This window comes from Bacillus sp. JK62, assembly GCF_053663455.1.
In genome coordinates, this window is sequence record NZ_JBSJQA010000001.1 from 209,104 (window position 1) to 230,795 (window position 21,692).

At 46.3% G+C, this 21,692-nt stretch carries 19 protein-coding genes and 3 riboswitches; of the genes, 11 read left to right on the forward strand and 8 right to left on the reverse strand.

Features of this window, described 5'->3' with window-relative positions:
• The first annotated feature begins 83 nt into the window (after positions 1-83).
• Positions 84-917, forward strand: coding sequence for a BglG family transcription antiterminator LicT (licT, locus tag ACWJJ4_RS01080; protein WP_070082586.1), 834 nt, complete (start codon positions 84-86; stop codon positions 915-917).
• Between the two features lie 249 nt (positions 918-1,166).
• Positions 1,167-1,898, forward strand: coding sequence for a beta-glucanase (gene bglS / locus ACWJJ4_RS01085; protein ID WP_182069139.1), 732 nt, complete (start codon positions 1,167-1,169; stop codon positions 1,896-1,898).
• Between the two features lie 41 nt (positions 1,899-1,939).
• Here the strand turns inward: bglS and citH are convergent, their stop codons facing one another.
• Positions 1,940-3,220, reverse strand: a complete 1,281-nt coding sequence (citH, locus tag ACWJJ4_RS01090; RefSeq protein ID WP_454021368.1) for a citrate transporter CitH — start codon at positions 3,218-3,220, stop codon at positions 1,940-1,942.
• A gap of 200 nt (positions 3,221-3,420) precedes the next feature.
• On the opposite strand from citH, the gene ACWJJ4_RS01095 reads away from it, so the two are divergent.
• The 3 genes from ACWJJ4_RS01095 to ACWJJ4_RS01105 all read left to right on the forward strand — a co-directional run bounded on the left by ACWJJ4_RS01095 (position 3,421) and on the right by ACWJJ4_RS01105 (position 6,841).
• Positions 3,421-5,472 (forward strand): catalase, encoded by a 2,052-nt coding sequence (locus ACWJJ4_RS01095; protein WP_146283934.1) that lies wholly within the window; start codon positions 3,421-3,423, stop codon positions 5,470-5,472.
• A 305-nt stretch (positions 5,473-5,777) separates the two neighbouring features.
• Positions 5,778-6,026: a hypothetical protein gene (locus tag ACWJJ4_RS01100; protein ID WP_046341506.1), complete on the forward strand. Its 249-nt coding sequence runs from the start codon at positions 5,778-5,780 to the stop codon at positions 6,024-6,026.
• A gap of 140 nt (positions 6,027-6,166) precedes the next feature.
• Positions 6,167-6,841, forward strand: a complete 675-nt coding sequence (locus ACWJJ4_RS01105; RefSeq protein WP_071392463.1) for a DUF3298 and DUF4163 domain-containing protein — start codon at positions 6,167-6,169, stop codon at positions 6,839-6,841.
• Between the two features lie 47 nt (positions 6,842-6,888).
• Here the strand turns inward: ACWJJ4_RS01105 and ACWJJ4_RS01110 are convergent, their stop codons facing one another.
• Complete coding sequence (locus ACWJJ4_RS01110) at positions 6,889-8,082, reverse strand: NupC/NupG family nucleoside CNT transporter (RefSeq protein WP_003150774.1); 1,194 nt, start codon at positions 8,080-8,082, stop codon at positions 6,889-6,891.
• Positions 8,083-8,221: 139 nt separating this feature from the next.
• Positions 8,222-8,322, reverse strand: a riboswitch (purine riboswitch).
• A gap of 363 nt (positions 8,323-8,685) precedes the next feature.
• On the opposite strand from ACWJJ4_RS01110, the gene ACWJJ4_RS01115 reads away from it, so the two are divergent.
• A complete protein-coding gene (locus tag ACWJJ4_RS01115) occupies positions 8,686-9,567 on the forward strand; it encodes a methyltransferase domain-containing protein (RefSeq protein WP_454021369.1) in 882 nt (293 codons plus the stop codon).
• Positions 9,568-9,600: 33 nt separating this feature from the next.
• Here the strand turns inward: ACWJJ4_RS01115 and ACWJJ4_RS01120 are convergent, their stop codons facing one another.
• From ACWJJ4_RS01120 to pepT, 4 genes are all read right to left on the reverse strand, one after another.
• Complete coding sequence (locus ACWJJ4_RS01120) at positions 9,601-10,737, reverse strand: 5-methyltetrahydropteroyltriglutamate--homocysteine S-methyltransferase (protein WP_015387510.1); 1,137 nt, start codon at positions 10,735-10,737, stop codon at positions 9,601-9,603.
• A 78-nt stretch (positions 10,738-10,815) separates the two neighbouring features.
• A riboswitch (SAM riboswitch) is annotated at positions 10,816-10,902 on the reverse strand.
• 84 nt (positions 10,903-10,986) lie between these two features.
• The gene (locus ACWJJ4_RS01125; protein WP_044052789.1) at positions 10,987-11,463 is read right to left on the reverse strand and encodes an LURP-one-related/scramblase family protein; all 477 of its coding nucleotides are present in this window, start codon (positions 11,461-11,463) and stop codon (positions 10,987-10,989) included.
• Positions 11,464-11,565: 102 nt separating this feature from the next.
• Positions 11,566-11,733: a hypothetical protein gene (locus ACWJJ4_RS01130; protein WP_003150808.1), complete on the reverse strand. Its 168-nt coding sequence runs from the start codon at positions 11,731-11,733 to the stop codon at positions 11,566-11,568.
• Positions 11,734-12,308: 575 nt separating this feature from the next.
• Positions 12,309-13,541, reverse strand: coding sequence for a peptidase T (gene pepT / locus ACWJJ4_RS01135; RefSeq protein ID WP_077723038.1), 1,233 nt, complete (start codon positions 13,539-13,541; stop codon positions 12,309-12,311).
• 210 nt (positions 13,542-13,751) lie between these two features.
• Here pepT and galE point away from each other — a divergent pair, with 210 nt between their 5' ends.
• Positions 13,752-14,768 carry a UDP-glucose 4-epimerase GalE gene (galE, locus tag ACWJJ4_RS01140; protein WP_017418596.1) on the forward strand — a complete coding sequence of 339 codons (1,017 nt, stop codon included), beginning with the start codon at positions 13,752-13,754 and terminating at the stop codon, positions 14,766-14,768.
• 46 nt (positions 14,769-14,814) lie between these two features.
• Here the strand turns inward: galE and ACWJJ4_RS01145 are convergent, their stop codons facing one another.
• Entirely contained in the window at positions 14,815-15,354 is a 540-nt protein-coding gene (locus tag ACWJJ4_RS01145; protein WP_123282873.1) for a DUF4352 domain-containing protein, read from the reverse strand.
• A 346-nt stretch (positions 15,355-15,700) separates the two neighbouring features.
• Positions 15,701-15,802, forward strand: a riboswitch (guanidine-I (ykkC/yxkD leader).
• 65 nt (positions 15,803-15,867) lie between these two features.
• Here ACWJJ4_RS01145 and ACWJJ4_RS01150 point away from each other — a divergent pair.
• The 4 genes from ACWJJ4_RS01150 (at position 15,868) to ACWJJ4_RS01165 (ending at position 19,924) form a co-directional block, all read left to right on the forward strand.
• Complete coding sequence (locus ACWJJ4_RS01150) at positions 15,868-16,704, forward strand: YitT family protein (RefSeq protein WP_101562553.1); 837 nt, start codon at positions 15,868-15,870, stop codon at positions 16,702-16,704.
• 166 nt (positions 16,705-16,870) lie between these two features.
• A complete protein-coding gene (locus ACWJJ4_RS01155) occupies positions 16,871-17,764 on the forward strand; it encodes a PucR family transcriptional regulator (RefSeq protein ID WP_182069128.1) in 894 nt (297 codons plus the stop codon).
• Between the two features lie 117 nt (positions 17,765-17,881).
• On the forward strand, positions 17,882-18,982 hold the full coding sequence (locus ACWJJ4_RS01160; protein WP_014306096.1) for an ABC transporter ATP-binding protein: 1,101 nt from the start codon (positions 17,882-17,884) through the stop codon (positions 18,980-18,982).
• Positions 18,983-19,081: 99 nt separating this feature from the next.
• The gene (locus ACWJJ4_RS01165) at positions 19,082-19,924 is read left to right on the forward strand and encodes a polysaccharide deacetylase family protein (protein WP_143255690.1); all 843 of its coding nucleotides are present in this window, start codon (positions 19,082-19,084) and stop codon (positions 19,922-19,924) included.
• 35 nt (positions 19,925-19,959) lie between these two features.
• Here ACWJJ4_RS01165 and ACWJJ4_RS01170 read toward each other — a convergent pair whose 3' ends face one another.
• The gene (locus ACWJJ4_RS01170) at positions 19,960-21,303 is read right to left on the reverse strand and encodes a 2-hydroxycarboxylate transporter family protein (RefSeq protein WP_039253321.1); all 1,344 of its coding nucleotides are present in this window, start codon (positions 21,301-21,303) and stop codon (positions 19,960-19,962) included.
• Between the last annotated feature and the right edge of the window lie 389 nt (positions 21,304-21,692).

Below are 21,692 nucleotides of genomic sequence, written 5' to 3' on the forward strand. Positions count from 1 at the left end.
TGACCTGGAGATATTGACCTAGTACAAAAAGGATGTACAATCAAGGTGTAGCAGGTAAATGGTCAGGCGGGAGGGAGACGGAATTGAAGATTGCGAAAGTCATTAATAATAATGTCGTCAGTGTGCTCAAAGAAGGCAATCAGGAATTGGTCATCATGGGCCGGGGCATTGCTTTTCAAAAGAAAACGGGAGATCCTGTAGATGAAGCCCGCATTGAGAAAGTGTTCACCCTCGATAACAAAGATGTATCCGAAAAGTTCAAAACCCTTTTGTATGATATTCCGATCGAGTGTATGGAAGTATCCGAGGAGATTATCAGCTATGCGAAATTACAGCTCGGCAAAAAGCTCAACGACAGCATCTATGTGTCGCTGACCGATCATATTAACTTTGCGATCCAGCGCAATAAGAAAGGGCTGGATATCAAAAACGCCTTGCTGTGGGAAACGAAACGGCTGTACAAAGACGAATTTGCAATCGGCAAACAAGCGTTGGCCATGGTGAAAAACAAGACTGGCGTGTCTCTGCCGGAGGATGAAGCAGGCTTTATTGCGCTGCATATTGTAAATGCCGAGCTGAATGAAGAGATGCCCAATATCATCAACATTACAAAAGTCATGCAAGAGATTTTGAGGATCGTAAAATACCATTTTAAGATTGAATTCAACGAAGAATCGCTTCACTATTATCGATTTGTCACCCACTTAAAGTTTTTCGCGCAGCGTCTTTTTAACGGCACACATATGGAAAGCCAGGACGACTTTTTGCTGGAGACAGTGAAAGAAAAATACCATCGGGCGTATGAATGCACGAAGAAAATCCAAACATGCATTGAGAGGGCGTATGAGCACAAGCTCACCAGTGACGAGCTGCTGTATTTAACGATTCACATAGAAAGGGTAGTCAAACAAGCATAATGAAAGCGTTGGCATTTTTGTTTTCTTGTATTCATTTTTTCTTACATTCACATATGATCTTGTTAGGATTGTTACTCATAAGCAGGCAAAACCTAAATTACAATGAGTGCGGATCATTTCTTACTATGCTGATGGTAATTTAGGTTTTTTTAAGATTCGTTATTATCATTATTCTGACCGATGTTCCCTTTTAACAGAATCATGTATGATCGATAAAGAAATCGCTTTCAAAGAAAGGGGAATGCCGACATGTTTTATCGTATGAAACGAGTGCTGCTCATTCTTGTCACTGGATTGTTTTTGAGTTTGTGTGCGATCACTTCTGCTGCATCAGCTCAAACAGGCGGATCGTTTTTTGAACCTTTTAACAGCTATAACTCCGGTTTCTGGCAAAAAGCAAATGGTTACTCCAATGGAGATATGTTCAACTGCACTTGGCGTGCAAATAATGTATCCGTGACGTCATCAGGTGAAATGCGTTTGGCGCTTACAAGCCCGTCTTATAACAAGTTTGACTGCGGGGAGAACCGCTCCGCTCAAACCTATGGCTATGGACTTTATGAAGTCAGAATGAAACCGGCTAAAAACACGGGGATCGTTTCATCGTTCTTCACTTATACAGGTCCAACGGATGGTACCCCTTGGGATGAGATTGATATCGAATTTTTAGGAAAAGACACGACAAAGGTTCAATTTAATTATTATACAAATGGCGCGGGAAACCATGAGAAGGTTGCGGATCTCGGATTTGACGCGGCCAATGCCTATCATACGTATGCGTTCGATTGGCAGCCGAACTCTATTAAATGGTATGTCGATGGGCAATTAAAACATACTGCGACAACCCAAATCCCGACAACACCAGGAAAGATCATGATGAACTTGTGGAATGGGATAGGTGTCGATGACTGGCTCGGTTCCTACAATGGTGTAAATCCGCTATACGCTCATTATGACTGGGTGCGCTATACAAAAAAATAATGTACAGAAAAGGATTTCCGCCAGCGGAAATCCTTTTTTAATTAAAACGAAATAATCCCAATCAAAAGCGCCGCAATCGTCATCACAATCGTTGTCCCCACGGCCCATTTGATGGTGAATTTTTGATGGTCGCCAAAGCTGACGCCTGCCATTCCGACCAATAGATAGGTGGATGGCACAAGCGGGCTGAGCAGATGCACCGGCTGGCCCAGCAAGGAGGCTCTTCCGATTTCAGCGGCGTCTATTCCGTAAGTGGAAGCGGCTTCGGCGATGATGGGAAGCACACCGAAGTAAAAGGCGTCATTCGACATGAAAAAGGTGAAAGGCATGCTGGCAATCGCCGTGATCAACGGCAGATGCGGGCCCATGGCATCAGGGATGAGGGAAACGAGAGAATGCGCCATCGCATCGACCATTTTTGTGCCTGAGAGAATGCCTGTAAATATGCCTGCCGCAAATACCATTGAGACAACGTTTAACGCATTACCCGCATGCGCTGAAATCCGTTTCTGCTGCTCTTTGACATTTGGATAGTTGATCATCAAGGCGATGGCGAACGCGATCATAAAAAGAACAGGGATGGGAAGCAGGCTGGTGATCAGCGCGGCCATCAGAGCGACAGTCAGCAGCAGGTTAAACCACTGGAGAGCGGGACGCTTCAGCGGCGCCGCCTCCGGATCAGAAGACGGCGCGTGTTCAATCGAAATGATGCCGAGACGCTTCCGTTCTTTTTTTCCAAGGAGATAAGCAACGGCGATCACCCAGAGAACGCCGGCGATCATAGCGGGAATCAGCGGCGTAAAAACTTCTGACGTGTCCAATTTCAAGGAAGCCAAAACCCTCGCCGTCGGCCCGCCCCACGGAATAATATTCATGACGCCCGAACCGAGCATCGCAATCCCCGCCAGCACCAAACGGTTCATGCCGAGCCGTTTGTAAAGGGGCAGCATTGCCGCAATCGTAATCATATACGTTGTTGTCCCATCTCCGTCCAGCGAAATGGTCATCGTCAGAACCGCTGTGCCGATGGCGATTTTTAACGGATCCCCTTTGACAAGCGATAGGATTTTGGCAATGAGGGGATCAAACAGACCTGAGTCAATCATAATGCCGAAATAAAGGATGGCGAATAACAGCATGATCCCGGTAGGAGCGAGGTCTGTAACGCCCTGAATCATCATCCCGCCGAGATCTTTGCCAAATCCGCTGATCAGGGCAAACACAACAGGAACGACAATCAAAGCAATAAGAGCGGAAAGCCGGTTAGACATAATAAGATACATAAAGACAATCATCATCACAAAACCGAGTATGGCAAGCACGATATGACCTCCCCTGTTCAACAGCTGTTTTGGTAAGCGTTTTCACATTTTGTTTCTGTGAAAAGGGCTTATTTCAAAATGTGTATGACCGCATATGTAAATACAGACCTAAAATCCTAATGAGCGGATCAGCAGTTTATTTGAAGAACGCCGCGGGTAAATGTGCTGTAGAATGTTTCGTTTCAGAAGGGGGAACTGACATGAGTGATGATCAAAACAAACGAGTAAATGAACACTCAAAGGACGAACAGCTTGAGCAGTACCGATCTGATAACAGCGGCAAAAAAATGACGACCAATCAGGGGCTTCGCGTGTCTGAGGATGAGCATTCCTTAAAAGCGGGCGTCCGCGGCCCCACGCTGATGGAGGATTTTCATTTTCGTGAAAAAATGACGCACTTTGACCACGAGCGGATTCCGGAACGGGTCGTTCATGCGCGCGGGTACGGCGTTCATGGGCATTTTCAGGTGTACGAACCGATGACGGAATATACACGGGCGAAATTTTTGCAGGACCCGTCCGTCAAAACACCTGTTTTTGTCCGTTTCTCAACAGTGGCGGGCTCCAAGGGGTCAGCCGACACCGTCCGTGACGCCAGGGGATTTGCGACGAAGTTTTATACTGAAGAAGGGAACTATGACCTCGTCGGAAACAATATTCCGGTGTTCTTCATTCAGGACGCGATTAAATTCCCGGATCTCGTTCACGCCATAAAACCGGAACCGCACAATGAAATGCCGCAGGCTGCGACGGCTCATGATACGTTCTGGGATTTTGTCGCAAACAATCCTGAATCCGCGCACATGGTCATGTGGACGATGTCTGACCGCGGCATCCCGCGAAGCTATCGGATGATGGAGGGCTTCGGCGTGCATACGTTCCGTTTCGTCAACGAGAAAGGAAAAGCGCGCTTTGTCAAATTCCACTGGAAACCCGTGCTCGGCGTTCATTCCCTCGTATGGGATGAAGCGCAGAAAATTGCCGGGAAAGATCCCGATTTCAACAGGCGCGATCTGTGGGAAACGATTGAAAACGGCGGCAAAGTCGAGTATGAGCTCGGTGTTCAGATGATTGACGAAGAAGATGAATTTAAATTTGATTTCGATATCCTTGATCCGACGAAGCTGTGGCCGGAGGAGTTGGTTCCCGTCAAGCTGATCGGAAAAATGACCCTCGACCGCAATCAGGACAATGTCTTTGCGGAAACGGAACAGGTCGCCTTTCATCCGGGAAATGTCGTGCCGGGCATTGATTTCACCAATGATCCGCTCCTGCAGGGACGGCTTTTCTCTTATACAGATACACAGCTCATCCGTCTTGGCGGGCCGAATTTTCACGAGATTCCGATCAACCGGCCGGTCTGCCCGTTCCATAACAACCAATACGACGGCTACCACCGGATGACGATTAATAAGGGCCCTGTCGCCTATCATAAAAATTCTCTGCAGAACAATGATCCGTCGCCGGCCTCAGAAGAAGAAGGCGGATACGTTCATTACCAGGAAAAAGTAGAAGGCAGAAAAATCCGCCAGCGCAGTGAGAGCTTCAATGACTATTTTTCTCAGGCCAAGATGTTCTGGAACAGCATGTCTCCCGCCGAAAAAGAACATATCATCTCCGCGTTCTGTTTTGAGGTCGGAAAAGTGAACAGCAAGGATGTGCAGCAGCAGGTGGTTGATGTCTTCAGTCATGTCGACGCCGGGCTTGCCGAGCGTGTTGCGAAAGGAATCGGCGTGAACCCGCCGCCGAAGGACCGTGAATCTGATGAAACGTTCACTTCCCCTGCCTTAAGCCAGGAAAACACGGTGAAGACGGCAGCGACAAGGCAGGTTGCGGTTTTAACCGACCACGGGTTTTCTGATGAGAAAGTCAAACAAGTGCTTGACGCATGCAAACAGGCGGGAGTCAGAGCCGATATCATCAGTCCTGCGCTGGGAACCGTCAAGGGAGAAAACGGTACGGAGCTGAAAGCGTCAGCCACTTTCCTGACAGCGGATTCTGTCCTGTACGACGCTGTTTTCATTCCGGGCGGAAAACAAAGCACAGACAGCCTCAAAGCCCAAAAATCGGCCAGAGACTTCGTCAACGAAGCTTTCAGCCATTACAAAGCGATCGGCGCCTCCGGTGAAGGAAAAGAACTTCTCGCCCTCGCCGCCGGAACCGAAAGCGGCCCCGGTCTTGTTCCGGACGGAAACCATGAACAATTTCTGAAAGCCGTGGCTGAGCATCGGCATTGGGACAGAAACGTATAAGAATGAAAAAGCGCCTTTGATGAGAGGGGCGCTTTTTTCTTGTGAAAGAATATTGGGAGAAAACGAAATTGCTTCCGTACAAATCCGTACCTTCCGCTGTCCTGGACATTCAGACAACAGTTTTAGAGAGTCAGGGCATGCGCCATTTAAAGCAGGCGTGTTGATGAAATAATATGTTTCACCCTCTTTGGTTTACTTCCGCTCTGTGTTTGTGTATCTTAGGGGTAGATTTTCTGGAGGAGCGATTGATAGTGAAGCCGTTTACCGAAAAACAACTTGAAGAATATTACCGGCGTGACGAAAACATGATGATTTTGGTGTTTGCCCAATGGTGCGTCAATCATGACCTTGATCCGATGGCCATTTACAGCAAGGCTTACCCCGGACAGCCTTTAAACGAAGAGCTGCGAAAAACGGCTGAAGAGCTTGTCGTGCCGAAGGAGGAATCAGAACCGATTCCTGATCAAACCGTCATCGGCGTTTTGGAGATGTTCGGCAACTCCGATTTGGCGGAAGCCGTTTATGAAGCCATTGCACAAAGACCTTCACGGTAAAAGAGGCGTGGATTATCCATGTCTCTTTTTTTCATGGAGAAAATGTGAAAGAAGGCCCAGAAACAATTTGCTGATCTGCGCTGTCTATAGAGTGTAATCCGTTTTCAAAAAGGGAACGGTAATGAAAAGGAGGAGTTGTGATGAAAAAGGCATTCAAAATGATGGCGGCCGTGCTCTTAACAGTGCTGACAGCCGCGCCGTTCGGAGGTTTCGCGCCTTCAGCCGAGGCCGCGCAAACCGCAAAGCCCGTCGTCAAAAGCCAGACGTATAAGCATGTAAAACAGCTGACGTACCCCGAGGTCACAAATACGGGAAACGCATCTTTTGAAAAGAAAATCAATCAGGACTTCAAACGCTATATTGAAAACTCGTACAAAGAATATGTAAAAAACAAAAAAGACGGTGAAAAACAAGGCTACAAAGCGGAATACCAGGCAGATTTCAAGGTGAAGTATAATCAAGGCGGCAAGCTCAGCATTCAGACGGAAAACTACAGTTACACAGGCGGCGCACACGGGCTGACAGCCGTTCAGACCTTTAATTACGACCTGGCCGCAAAAAAACGGGTCACACTCAATGATGTGCTCAATACAAAAACGAAAGCCAACAAAACGAGAGACTATCTTTACGGCTACATCAAGAAACATGACGATCTGTTTGACCAGGACGTCAAAAAACAAGAGATCATCCTCAATAACGAAAGACCTTTCTTCTTTACGAAAAACGGCATTGCCGTTGTGTTCGGACAATATGATCTCGGACCGTACGCGGCAGGAATCCGGGACGTTTTCGTGCCTGCATCCGTCTATCAATAAAAAAAAGCGATATCACTCCAAAACGGAGCGGTATCGCTTTTTTTCTTTTACCAGACAAACAATCCGACAATCGCCGCGCTCAATAAGGAAACGGCAATTCCGCTGACAAGCAGCTTCCAGACGTTTTTTCCGATGATGGCTGACTTTTCACCATCAAGCAGAGATTGATAAGATCCGTAGATCATACCAATGGTGCTGAAGTTTGCGAATGATGTCAGGAATGTCGTAGCCACGGCAATCGTGTGCGGCGGAAGTGATTTCAGCTGCCCTTTCAGATCGGCCATTGCCACAAATTCATTCGTCGCGAGCTTGATGCCCATCAGCTGTGCGACATACATCGCGTCATGTACGCCTAATCCGAGAAGGAAGGCAAACGGACTGAAGATGTATGAGAAAATCTTTTGAATGGTCAAACCGTGCATGAACAGTCCGAGTACGCCGTTTAACGCAGCCGTTAACGCCACATAGCCGATTACCATCGCTAAAATGACAATGACCATGTTCATGCCGACAAGCATACTGTTAGAAATCGTGGAGAAGAAGTCTTTTTTCTCCGCTTTTGAAGGAACGTAAATAATATCATCCTCTTTAGAAACGTCCACGGGATTCAGCATATTGGCGATTAAAAGCGCGTTTAAGCAATTCAGCGGGATGGCTGTAAACACATAAGTGGACGGAACCATCGTCAAGTACGATCCGATGATCGAACCGCTGATGCTGCTCATGCTCATCAGCCCGAATGTCAGAAGCCGATTGTTGCTGACGGCGGCAAGCTGCTGGCGGATGACGGCTAAAGCTTCCGTATTTCCTAAAAACATCATCTGGATGGAGAAAAAGCTCTCCAGCTTCGGCAGACGGGATATTTTAGAAATCAGCCAGCCGATTTTATCAATGAGCCACGGCAGAATACCGAAATACGACAGCATATCAAAGAAGGTCACGACGAAGATAATCGGCAGCAATGCGCTGAAGAAAAAATCAACCGTCGGGTTCGCCATGACAGACGGAAAGGCGAAGGCAATCCCTTGACTGGCGCAGGAAATCAGCCATGTAAAGAACGCGCCGATCTTCCCGATGACAAAGCCGCCGACTTTTGTCCCTAACATAAACCAAGTAATCAGAAACTCAAAGACGAGGAGCATGACAATCGGACGCCATTTAATCTTCTTCTTGTTGGGAGAGCATAAGAAAACAACAGCCATGACAACAATGAGACCGACAATGTTCAATAAAAAGTACATGTGAGCAACTCCTATAAGGGTATTATGGAAATAAAAAAAGCTCTTATTCGTCACAAATTCCTGAAAGCCAGAAAGTGTGATAAATAAGAGCCAAAAGAAAAGAATAGACTGACAGCATCATATGCTTTTCACTCGTTCAAATTTATGCAAACTTTCTTGTAGTCTAGTCTTTTACGGCACTAGGTAGAAACAATCAGACCATATTACTGATCATATACAAGAATAACGATATTACATGAGATAGCAGTATTTTATCGTTTCAATTTTTGAAAATCAACCTTTTTAGATATTTTCAAAATAATAAATTTATATTATAAATAAAGAAAATAAAGGATGTTCACAAGTAATTGGATTAAAAAGGTATAAAAAGCCCCCGAAAAACAGTTCCGGTTCATTGTAAAGACGGGATGCAGCTGATAAAATGTATCTGAGGGCACCGCCTTCAAAAGACGGCAGAAAAGGGGTCATTTTCATGATCATTCAGTTCATTCGTTACAGATAATGAGAGGTATAGATAAATAGGTTAAACTTCCAATTTTGCGAGGTTTATTTGTCTATGCCTTTTTCATTTCATCGGAATAACGAATGAATGAGGTGTTTTTATTGACGTCTATAAAAAGAAAACGCGCGGAATTACTGCAATCATACCAGTCCGTATTCAGGTGTCCGCTATGCAGTTCGGCCATGGCGGTCTCACAATACAAAAGCTTGATGTGCGGACACGGGCATACATTTGATATATCAAAGCAAGGATATGTGAATTTCCTCAATAAATCGGTCAAAACCCGCTATGACAGGCAGCTGTTCGAAGCGAGACGCGCTCTTTTTGACAGCCGGGAATTTTTTGGGCCGGTTCAAAAGGAGATCGCCGCCATCATCAGCCGCATTCAATCTCCGCAAACAACGGCGGCGATATTGGATGCGGGATGCGGAGAAGGCACTCATTTAGCCGCCGTATGCAAATGGCTTCAGCCCGCTTTTTCCATGACGGGAATCGGCATTGATCTCTCGAAAGAAGGTGTGCTGCATGCCGCAAAGGCCTTCGGGGATCATTTTGTTTTTGCCGTCGCTGATGTGGCGGATGCGCCGTTTGCCGACAGCTGTTTTGATGTCGTGATGTCTGTTTTATCACCTTGGAATTACAAGGAATGCAGCAGGCTTTTACGAAAGGGCGGCACAGTCATTAAAGCGGTGCCGCGGCGTGATTATTTGAAGGAAGTAAGGGAATTCTTCTTCGGAGACAGTCCTCGGCGGAATGACACCGCCGATTCTGCGGCCGGACGATTCCAAGCGGGCTTTCAAACCTTTGAGCGCAAACGGCTGTGTTACACGAAGACCTTATTGCAGCCTGACCTCGAGCGGCTTGTGAAAATGACGCCCTTAACATGGAAATGTACTGATGAAAACATCCGGCGGTTTATCAGCCGAAAAGCGGCGGATATTACGATAGATATCGATATTTTAATCGGAACCGGTCCTCTGTAAACAGAAAAGACACGCTGATCGCGTGTCTTTTTTTTATTTCCAGACTTCACCGGCAATGCTGACGACATGACGCAGTTTCGCCCATTGCTGTTCTTCTGTGATCAGGTTTCCTTCCTCAGTGGAGGCGAATCCGCATTGCGGGCTGAGGCAAAGCTGATCCAGGCTGACATATTGTGAAGCTTCTTCAATCCGGCGTTTAATCGCGTCCTTGTCTTCAAGTTCGCCATGTTTTGATGTAATCAATCCAAGCACAAGCTGAAGATCAGAGCGTTTGACATAGCGGAGCGGTTCAAAGCCGCCGGAGCGGGAATCATCATATTCCAGGAACAATCCGTCAAGGTCAAGCCCGTCAAAAATCGTTTCAGCCGCTGCATCATAGCCGCCTTCAGCCGTCCATGTGGATTGGAAGTTGCCGCGGCAGATATGCATCGTAACCTTCAGATCGTCAGGGCGGTCCTTGATCGCGTCATTAATGGAAGCGGCAAACAGCTTGCGCAGCTCATCCGGCGTTGTGCCGAAATCTTCAATCTGACGAAGCCCCGCTTCCGATAAGAAAACGGCCCATGCGGTGTCATCAAGCTGAAGGTAGCGGCACCCGGCGTCATAGAAAGCCTGAATCGCTTTTTTATACGCTTTTGACACATCGTGCTGAAATTGTTTGTAATCATTCTGGTAGGCCGCTTTTTCCAATTTTCCGCGGAAAAACAGCATATTCGGACTTGGGATGGTCATTTTCGGAACAGCATCGCCGGCAATGCTGTGCAGGAATTTATAATCTTCGAGCATCGGATGCTGAGAAAAATCAATATCTCCCGTTACTTTAATGCCGCGCGCTTTCGTCTGTACGTTGTGAAACTGAATGCCGCTTTCAGGCGTAAATGCCTCAACCCCGTCTAAATTTTCGAGAAAATCAAAATGCCACCAGGCACGGCGGAATTCGCCGTCAGTCACGACATTGAGGCCGGTTTCTTTCTGCTTTTCCACGCTGCGGATGATTTCTCTGTTTTCGATTTCGCGCAGCTGTTCTGCCGAAATCTCACCCGCCGCTCTTTGCAGGCGGGCTTGCTTCACAGCCGCCGGCCGCAGCAGGCTTCCGACCTGATCCGCGCGAAACGGCGGGTTTTTTCTTAGAAGAGTATGCAATGGTTGTTCTGTGTTTTGCTGTGACATGAATGATTCCTTCTTTCCTGATGAAATATAAAAAAACTCTTCCCTCGGATAGGGAAGAGCTTGCGTCCGCAAATCTCAACCTTATCTTCAGGATTTAGCACCATTCTGCTGAACAGCGGTTGCCGGGTATCATAGGGCCAGTCCCTCCACCTCTCTTGATAAGGAAATATGCTATTTTTCAGAATAAACTGTAATACTCTTAATCTTAGTATGTTTTCTCATATTGTCAATATATTTCGATAAATATTTTTATTTGTCACCCTCAAATAGAATCATATCTATCACGATGGCGATCGCAAGACAAAGAGCAATATCCTCTTCCTTTTCAATCTGCAAATGATAGGAATCGCCCCAGCTCATCCATGATTTGGTGACGGTCATCCGGTTTGATTTTCCGTCTGTCACTTGAAAATTCCGGCCCCACACATCGCCGGTAAGATCCCAGCCGAGTCCGGAAATTTCAAATTTCGGTTTGAAAAACGTGACTTTCTTGATGACTTGGCAGACGGGTTTGCCGCTGACGGAAATCTCGTAACGGGGAACGAGCGACATCAGTTTCTGATTGACGCTGGCGAGCGTGCGGCCGTCCAAATCAGTCAGCTTCAGTTCATCACCGAATGAAAACAGCTTTCCTTCAACATTGTAGACTTCTTTTCCGCTTTCAAGAAACACTTGAAAACGATTCTTAAACGTAAACATTCGCTCTTTGATGTAAAAATGGTACATAAAAAAACTCCTTTTTTATGTTGTACGAAAAAAGGAGGCGGAAGGTTTCATATCGGCCGGGTGCATAAAAAAAGGCTGCCGATTTTGCGGCAGCTGTCGTTTTTATGATAGCGGCATCCGGCGTTTTTGACGGATCGCATTTAAGTCAATGATGTTATTCGTGTCGGCAGCTGTCACCAGCGGGCTTGTCTTTGGCGTTTTCCGGCGGTTGTCCTTACTGAAAGAGAAAACAAGATACCCTGTCAAAGCAGCGAAAATAAGTAGCATCATTTTACATACCTCCCAAAAAAAGTTTTGGTATTATTATTGTACGAAAAAACAAACGAAAAGTATTCAAACAATTGTCACTTTTTTAAAAAATAACGTCATTTTCCGTAAAAATGACTATGGGTTGAAGAAATTTTTCTCTTGTTGTGGTTCTATAGATTGTATCGGATGATGAATGATGAACGTTTATATAACTTTTTCACTATTTTTTGTAAGTGTCTAATTAACTACTTCAGTGTTTTCGTTTGCCTTGTGTTATTCAGTACCCTAAAAAACCGTATGATATGCAAAATAACTGCTTCTAACAGATGACTGCGAGTTGACAGCGCTTTCTTTATTTTTTTAACGAAAACGAGATGTTATCTTAAAAAAATCGTTTGAACATTTTCCGCAGTTTTTTAAAAGGATTTGATTTCGTCTCCAGAACACGCGGGTCTTTTAAGGTTTTTTTCAATTCTTTCGCTACAGTCCCTCTTGCCATAGTCTTCACTCCTTCTTTCCATTTCATACCTTATATACGGAAAGAAAGAAGGAAAGGTTTCATGTGAAAGAAAAAAACCAAAGCAGGGGCTTTGGTTTTAAGCGCGCTCTTCAAAGAGCCTGGCGATTTCAACAATGACGTTTACCGCCTTTTCCATATGATCGACGGAAATGTATTCATATTTTCCGTGGAAGTTTTGGCCGCCCGTGAAAATGTTCGGTGTCGGCAGTCCCATGTAAGAGAGCTGTGAGCCGTCGGTTCCGCCCCGGATCGGTTCGATAATCGGTTCGATGTCGAGGTTTTTCATGGCTTGATACGCGACATCGACTATCTCTTTGACCGGTTCGATTTTTTCTCTCATGTTGTAATATTGATCACGCAGTTCAAGCTTGATGCTTTCCTTGCCGTATTTGGCCGCTAGCGCATCGGCGGTTTTCTGCATATATTCTTTTCGTTCTGCAAAGCGGTCTCTGTCAAAGTCTCTGATGATGTACGACAGGGCGGCTTCAGAAACGTCTCCGTCCATGGAAAGTAAATGATAGAAGCCTTCATACCCTTCCGTATATTCCGGCGCTTCTTCTTTCGGCAGCGCGTGATGAAATTCCATCGCGATTTTTGAAGCGTTGACCATTTTGTTTTTCGCCGTCCCCGGGTGGACGCTTTTTCCGTAACAAGTAAGCTTTGCGGCGGCTGCGTTAAAGCTTTCATATTGCAGTTCGCCGAGGGGGCCTCCGTCTATCGTGTAGGCGAATGCGGCGTTGAAGCGGCCGACATCGAATTTGTGAGGGCCTCTGCCGATTTCTTCATCGGGCGTGAACGCGACCCGGATCGTTCCGTGTTTGATGTCCGGATGTTTGATCAAGTACGCCATTGCCGTCATGATTTCGGCAATGCCCGCTTTGTTGTCGGCTCCGAGCAGCGTCGTGCCGTCTGTTGTAATCAGCGTCTGGCCCTTATAGCGGGAAAGTTCCGGGAATTGCTCAGGCGACAGGACGACATTGAGTTTGTCATTCAGAACGATATCATGCCCGTCGTAGCTTTCAATAATCTGAGGATTCACATTTTTTCCGGTAAAATCGGTCGCGGTGTCCACGTGAGCCAGAAAACCGACAGTCGGCACGTCTTTATCCGTATTCGCCGGCAGAGTCGCCATGACGTACCCGTTGTCATCGACTGTGATTTCTGTCATGCCGACCGACTTTAATTCATCTGCCAGCATGTTGGCCAATGTCAGCTGGCCGGGTGTTGAAGGGCAGTTTTCATTGTTTTCGTCAGACTGTGTATCGACTTTTACGTAAGAGGTAAAGCGTTCAATGATTTCATTTTTCATACCGTCATCTCCTTTGTCTTATCTTACCATGCGCGGGGGAGGGATTTCTATTTCACAACCCGTTTGAATCGAGGGCTCTGTTTTTTACGCGAATGAAAATAAATTATGAAGAAACGATGACTAAACGATTAAACTTTTTGGAAATGGATGATTGAGGAAGAAAAAACCGATATAATATGGTCAATTCATTCAATAGGGGAGGCTTTCTTCATGGCGATTTTAGTGACAGGCGGAGCGGGTTATATCGGCAGCCACACATGTGTCGAGCTGTTAAACGGCGGCTATGACATCGTGGTTCTGGATAATCTGTCAAACAGTTCACCGGAAGCATTGGAGCGTGTGAAAGACATTACCGGAAAAGGGCTTGTGTTTTATGAAGCGGATCTCCTTGACCGTGACGCCGTTCACCGGGTGTTTGCTGAAAATGAGATAGAAGCCGTCATTCATTTTGCGGGATTAAAAGCCGTCGGTGAGTCTGTGGCTGTTCCGCTCCGTTATTATCATAATAATCTGACGGGAACGTTTATTTTATGTGAAGCCATGCAGGCACACGGTGTGAAAAAAATCGTCTTCAGTTCTTCAGCGACGGTTTACGGCGTTCCGGAAACAACGCCGATCACTGAGGATTTTCCTTTAAGCGCCACCAATCCTTACGGGCAGACAAAGCTGATGCTGGAACAGATTTTACGCGATCTGCATAATGCGGACTCTGAATGGAGCATTGCGCTGCTCCGCTACTTTAATCCGTTCGGCGCGCACCCGAGCGGCCGGATCGGAGAAGACCCGAACGGCATCCCGAATAATTTAATGCCGTACGTCGCACAAGTCGCTGTCGGCAAGCTTGAGCGATTGCAGGTGTTCGGCAATGATTATCCGACAAAGGATGGCACCGGCGTGCGGGATTACATCCATGTCGTTGACCTTGCCGAGGGCCATGTCAGAGCGCTCGAAAAGGTGCTGAACACAACGGGCGCCGACGCCTATAATCTCGGCACGGGAAGAGGCTACAGCGTTCTGGAGATGGTCAAGGCGTTTGAAAAAGTATCAGGAAAAGAAGTGCCGTACCGTTTTGCCGACCGGCGCCCGGGAGACATCGCCGCATGCTTCGCAGACCCGGCAAAAGCGAAGGCTGAATTAGGCTGGGAAGCAAAGCGCGGGCTTGAAGAAATGTGCGCCGACTCTTGGAAGTGGCAGTCCTCCAATGTGAACGGGTACCAAAAGGCGTAAAAAGAAAGAGACCTTCAAATGATGAGGGTCTCTTTTGTTATGATGATTATTTAATTTTCACTTCAACATCGTTGCTGAACTTTAATTTCCAAGTGCCTTTAGAGTATGCATTTTTATCCACTTCAAAAGCTTTTACGTCAGTCACTTTAATGTTCGGGTTCAAGTCACTTAAAATTTTACTGTTGTCTACTTTTGTTTCTGTTGCATAGCTTGAAGAAGCATCAATATCTGAATCATAAGATGTTCCTTTAGAATCTACTAATTTCGCTCTTGGAATGGAGAAAGAGCTTAACGGCTTGTTTGAAACATTTTTAACCGTGTATTGAACAGCTACGATAACGCCGCCGTCAGACGCTTTTTTCTCGACAAATTGAGAGCCTACTGAATCTCTTTTTTCCACTTTCGTAACAGTAACTTCAGTTTTCTCAGTCTTAACAGTGTCACCGATGTTATACAGTTTTTCTTTAGATTCCGAAGCTTTTGAAGACGCAGTTTTAGATGATGAAGAACCGCCTCCGCCGCCGATGTTTACGAGAATGATAATAACCACCACTGCCAGAAGCAATGTGATGATTTTATGTCTCATGAAAAAGTTTCTCTGATCTTTACCGCAGTTTGGACATTTTTTAACGCCTTTAGCGATTTCTTTGCCGCATGCCTTACAAGACACCAGGTTGCCTGCCATAATATTTCCTCCTATGTAAACTATTTCTTAAAAACTACATACTATAATGCCTGTAAAATAACCTATAGTCAATAATATTTTGAGAAAAAAAGTATTTTAATGATTTTTTAGTCATGTATTTTAAGGTCCTTTTTAGTATCGGCAGATCGTTCGCATTTTTCATAGGTTTGTTGAAAAAAGAGTGGTTGAACATGTTCGTGATTTCCCGTATAATCTTGAAAGATAATATAAAAACTGAACATAAAAAACAGTGGTTTTCTAGGGTTCCGCAATGCTGAATTGGTCTGGACCGAGAGAAAACACACAGCAGGTTCCTGCTGTGACACGTTGGGATAAAAGCCCGGGAGTTTCTGCTCTTTTAATGAAGAGTGCTCTCCCGGGCTTTTTTGATTTTATAAAAAGGGAGTGTCTGGGATGAAAAAGAGATTGCTGGATGTGCTGATGCTGATTATTGGAGCTTTTATCTTTGCTTTGGCCGTTAATTTATTCGCCATTCCGAATGATCTTGGAGAGGGCGGGGTAACGGGAATCACCCTGATCTTGTACTATGTGTTTGAATGGTCGCCCGGGGTGACGAATATCATTTTGAACGGGATCTTATTGATGATCGGATATAAATTTTTAGACGGAAAAACAACGCTTTATACGATCATTACCGTTGTCGCCAACTCACTGTTTCTGCATCTGACGCATGATTGGCACTCGCCTTCACATGAACTCATTATTAATACTATTTTTGCGGGTGTGTTTGCCGGTGTCGGAATCGGGATCATTATTCGAGTCGGTGGCACGACTGCGGGTTCTGCCATTTTGGCGAGGATTGCGAACAAATATCTCGATTGGAATATCAGCTATGCGCTTTTGTTCTTTGATCTGATTGTCGTCTTCAGTTCTTATTTCATCATCGGTGCGGAAAAAATGATGTTTACCATTGTTATGCTGTACATCGGAACGAAGGTGATGGACTTTATCATTGAAGGCCTGAATACGAAAAAAGCGGTGACGATTATATCTGAGCATAAGCACGAAATCGCTGAACAGGTCAACACGCTGATGGACAGAGGGGTTACGCTGCTGTCGGGTAAAGGAAATTACACGGGGCAGTCGAAGGAAATTTTATATATCGTCATCCAGAAACAAGAGCTTTCCATGCTCAAAAAAATTATTAAAAGCTGTGATACAAAAGCGTTTGTCATTGTTCATGATGTGCGTGATGTCTTTGGTGAAGGCTTCGTCGATATCTCTAAATAAAAAGGATCCCTCTGCCGGCGCGGAGGGTTTATTTCTTATGCCGGCAGAAGCGGTTATGATTCGTTTCCCGGGAAATAGCCTGAAAGCTGTTTCTTAAAACGAAGTGGATACAATCGGCCGGACGTTTTATACTGAAAATATGATAGAGCGATAGAAAGGAGCGCATATGAACCCGTTATTGGCAATTTACCCGAGGGCTGTGTTGTCTGATACGTGCTGTACGGCGGAGGATGTCTTTTGCTTTTATGATGAGAAAAGGCGGGTCTATGTCGCCATTCCGAAGGAGGATATCACCCCGAAGGAGAAACTGCTTCTGGAATCATTTTTGACGCCCGCTGAAGAAAAAGGCGTTTTTTTTCCGGAGACGGCGGCAGCAAAGAGGTGGCGGCGTTTTCTGCTGGAAGAAGGTCCGGTGCCTGATGTCAAGGAGCCGCGTGTCCGTTTTATCCATTATGACTTATTGGGAGAACGGGACTGGGGGGCATTCACAGAAGCGCTGCGCCATTTCTGGCCGGTTTCATATACAGTTGTCCGGACGGGGAGGGATCATGGCGTGATTGTGGAGGAAGAAAAGCTGGAAGCGCCAGATTCGGATGACATCGCATCTTTTGTGAAGATTCTCGAAGGCGATTTTTATTTCAGTGTCCGTTTTTTCGTCGGAAGGTATTACTGCAAGGGGGAACGTCTGCGCCTTCATTATCAGAGAGAACAGCAATATTGTCAGATCGGCCGGCGTCATCTCCCGCAGCTGAGCACGCTGACCGCGGAAACGATATTTCCGGCCATGCTCACGGAGGAAAGCAGAGAAAAGCTCTCAGCCTTGCTTCACGAAGAAGCGGCGCTGCTGTTTCAGAAAGAACCGGAGCTGAAGCATACGATTCAGACTTTTATTGAACATAACTCGAACATGTCGCTCACATCGAAAAAACTGCATTTGCACCGCAACAGTCTTCAATATCGGATTGATAAATTTGCGGAACGCTCAGGTATTGATATTAAGACATATCGGGGCGCCCTGCTGGCTTATTTCATTTGTCTGCAATATGAAAAATCACATTAAATGGGAAATGTGCACGAAGGCAGCGGACTTTTTTTATGAACATTGCCTATATCCGCCGCCGTCTGACGCTGTTACAATCCTATTTAAGAAAGCGTTTACAAATAAAGGGGGATATACATGGCGGAACTTCGGCTCGAGCATATTTATAAGTATTACGATCAAAAAGAAGCGGCTGTCGATGATTTTAACCTTCATATTAAAGATAAAGAGTTTATCGTGTTTGTCGGTCCGTCGGGGTGCGGCAAGTCGACAACTTTGCGGATGGTAGCCGGGCTGGAAGACATTACGAAGGGCGATTTCTATATCGGTGACACGAGAGTGAATGACATCGCTCCTAAAGACAGGGATATCGCCATGGTGTTTCAAAACTATGCGTTATATCCGCACATGACGGTCTATGATAATATCGCATTCGGTTTGAAGCTGAGGAAGATGCCGAAACCGGAGATTAAAAAACGGGTCGAAGAAGCGGCGAAAATGCTGGGGCTCACAGAGTATCTGCACCGCAAACCGAAGGCGCTCTCCGGCGGACAGCGTCAGCGGGTTGCATTAGGGCGGGCGATTGTCAGGGACGCCAAAGTGTTTTTAATGGATGAGCCGCTGTCAAATCTGGACGCAAAGCTTCGGGTGCAGATGCGGGCAGAAATTATTAAGCTCCATCAAAGGCTGCAAACAACCACAATCTATGTGACGCACGACCAAACAGAAGCACTGACGATGGCGACACGCATCGTAGTCATGAAGGACGGAAAAATTCAGCAGATCGGCACCCCGAAAGAAGTGTATGAACATCCTGAAAACGTATTTGTCGGCGGGTTCATCGGCTCCCCGGCGATGAACTTTTTCAAAGGAAAGCTGACGGACGGCGCCATTCAGATCGGTTCAGCCGCTCTCAGCGTGCCGGAAGGGAAAATGAAAATGCTCCGGGAAAAAGGGTATGCCGGCAAAGATATCATCTTCGGCATCCGCCCGGAAGACATACATGACGAGCTGATTGTGGTAGAATCTTATAAGAATTCATCCATCACAGCTAAAATCAATGTCGCGGAATTGCTCGGGTCAGAAATTATGGTTTATTCCCGGATCGGGGATCAGGATTTTATCGCCCGGATTGATGCCCGCCATGACATTCGTGCCGGTGAGGAATTGACCGTCGCTTTCGACATGAATAAGGCTCACTTTTTTGACAGTGAAACAGAAATCAGAATCCGCTCATAACGCAAAGCCGGACAGCTGGATGTCCGGTTTTTTTGATGTAACAATTTATGACGCATAACCGATATAAAAAGTAAATAGAAGACAGAAAGCAGGAAAACGATGAAACGCATGATCATGTGCATGTGCCTTTTGGCTGCCGTGTTTACACTTGCCGCCTGCTCGGGTCACGAGGCAAGCGCCGAACAAAGCATTCCGAAGGCAGAAGCGCACAGCGAAAAAAAGTCCGTAAAGCGGCAAATCAAAAAAGAGCCGGACACGTCCGCCTGGGTTCAAACGAAAGGAACGGCGAGACTGCCGATTCTGATGTATCACAGCATTTCAGAGGGAAACAGCCTGCGTGTGCCGAAGGAAGAATTCCGGCAGCATATGAAGTGGCTTCATGATCACGGCTATTATACGATGACTCCTGAAGAAGCCTATCTGATGCTGACGGAGGATAAGGAGCCGCGTGAAAAATGTGTTCTGATCACATTTGATGACGGCTATACAGACAATGTGAAAGCAGCCTATCCCATTTTAAAGAAATACAAGATGAAAGCGACAATCTTTATGATCGGAAACTTTATCGGGCATAAGAATCATCTGACTGAGAAGCAGATGAAGGAGATGGCCGCCCACGGCATTTCCATTCAGAGCCATACGATGAACCATCTCGAATTGAACGGGCTCACACCGCAGCAGCAGCGACGTGAAATGAAGGACTCTAAGCGTTTATTTGATCAAATGTTCGGGCAGCGGACGTCTATGATCAGCTACCCTGTCGGACGATATAATAAGGAAACATTAAAAGCCGCCGCCTCGTCAGGCTACCGTATGGCGGTCACGACAGAGCCGGGAGCGGCGTCTAGAGATCAGGGGCTTTACGGGCTTCACCGCGTCCGTGTGTCGCCGGGCATGTCCGGCGCGGCATTCGGCTCTTATATTCAAAATGTGATGAAATAACAAAGCCTCCGCGTATGCGGAGGCTTTTTTTCAGTTTAATAGAATTGATGAAGCAGCAGAAGGGTGACGCTCACGGTAATCGCTCCGCCGATTCTGGTCGACACTTGGGCGAACGGCATAAGCTCAAGCCGTTCAGCGGCGCTCAAGATCGCGACGTCGCCGGTGCCGCCCTGGCCGGAATGGCAGGCATTAATAACCGCCGTCTCAATCGGGTACAGGTTCAGCCATTTTCCGGTCAGAAAACCGACGGCCATCATCGTGACGACGATTGATAAAATGGTAATGATGTTGCTGATCGTAAACGCCGCAATCAGCTTGTCCCACGGTGTCATTGAAACGCCGATCGCAAATAAGAGCGGATAGGTCACGGCTGTCGAGAAAAAGCGCGAGACGCCGAAGGCTCCGTTTTCAATCGAAGCCGGCGCCAGCCTGAACAGCTTAATGAGAACGGCAAGGACGAGCATCACGACAGGAGCCGGAAGCTGAAAGAAATCATGCGCCAACATGCCAACCAAATAGAGGGAAACCGCTAAAATACCGCCTGAAGCGAAAAAGGACAAATCAAACGTTTTATCATCGGCCGGCTGTTCCAATGCGGGAGCGGAATGATCAGACTTATCAACCTTCCCGTTGCCCGTCCATTCCGGTTTGCGTTTCCCGATGACATTCAGCAAACCTGATAACATAATGGCGCACAGGCTGCCTAGCATGATGGACGGCAGCACAAGCGCAAAGGCGTCTCCCTGGGACATCGGCATAATATCGGAGTAGCCGATGGATAAAGGAATCGCGCCTTCACCGACACCCCCCGCCATAATCGGAACGACGATATAAAGCAGCGTGTGCTGAAAGCCGAGCCCGAGCAGCGTCCCGACGCATAAGCCGACGACGGCGGCCGCGATCGAGCCGGCGATCAGCGGAATAAAAATCTTAACGAAAGCTTTGACGAGCGTCTCTCTTTTCATCCCGAGAATACTGCCGACGACGATACCGGCAATAAATAGATAGAGAAAGTTGGAGCTTTCCGTGAATTCTGTTGTTGAAGTAATAATGTCTTTCGGAAGCAGGTGGTAGTAGACGACAGCGGATGGAATAAAGGTTGCGAGAATCGCAGGGCCGCCGATGGACCGCACGATCGGAATGGATTTTCCGATCTGGCCGAAGGTAAATCCGAAAAAACTCATGACGGCAATTGATGTCAGAATGTCGCTTTTTACATCACGGCTCATGACAAACACCGTAATAAGCAAGAAAAGCAGGATATAGATAGGAAGAGGAATAATGCCGATTCTTATATTCATTGCTCTGGCAAACCAGTTATCAGTCCGTTCCTGTTTTTGGATTGAATCCGTTTGCAATTTTGGTTGAAGTTCTCCCATGCTTGTTCCCCCAGTCGTTATGTAGTGAAAAAATATCCCCATTTAAAGTATACTAAAAAATTTAAATTGTTCATATATTATGAATTTACTAGAGGACATGCTTTCTTCACATTTTCTTTCTCAAAATGGCGATTTGGCGGGCTTTTTCACCGAGAAAAGCATTTTGTTCGCCACACGAATAAAAAAGAGGTACGATATCAAAGGGACAAATATCCTAGGTGCTGACATAAAATCTCTACAAATCCGACAATAATCAGTCACAATTTCAGCCTGATTTTAGGTATATTGATCTTTTTTTTTGGGCTGAATCGTTGTAAAGTAATGATATTGAATCATTTCTATGACAGCCGCTGTCCCCCAGGGTGTACAGGCTGATATTTCAATAGTTT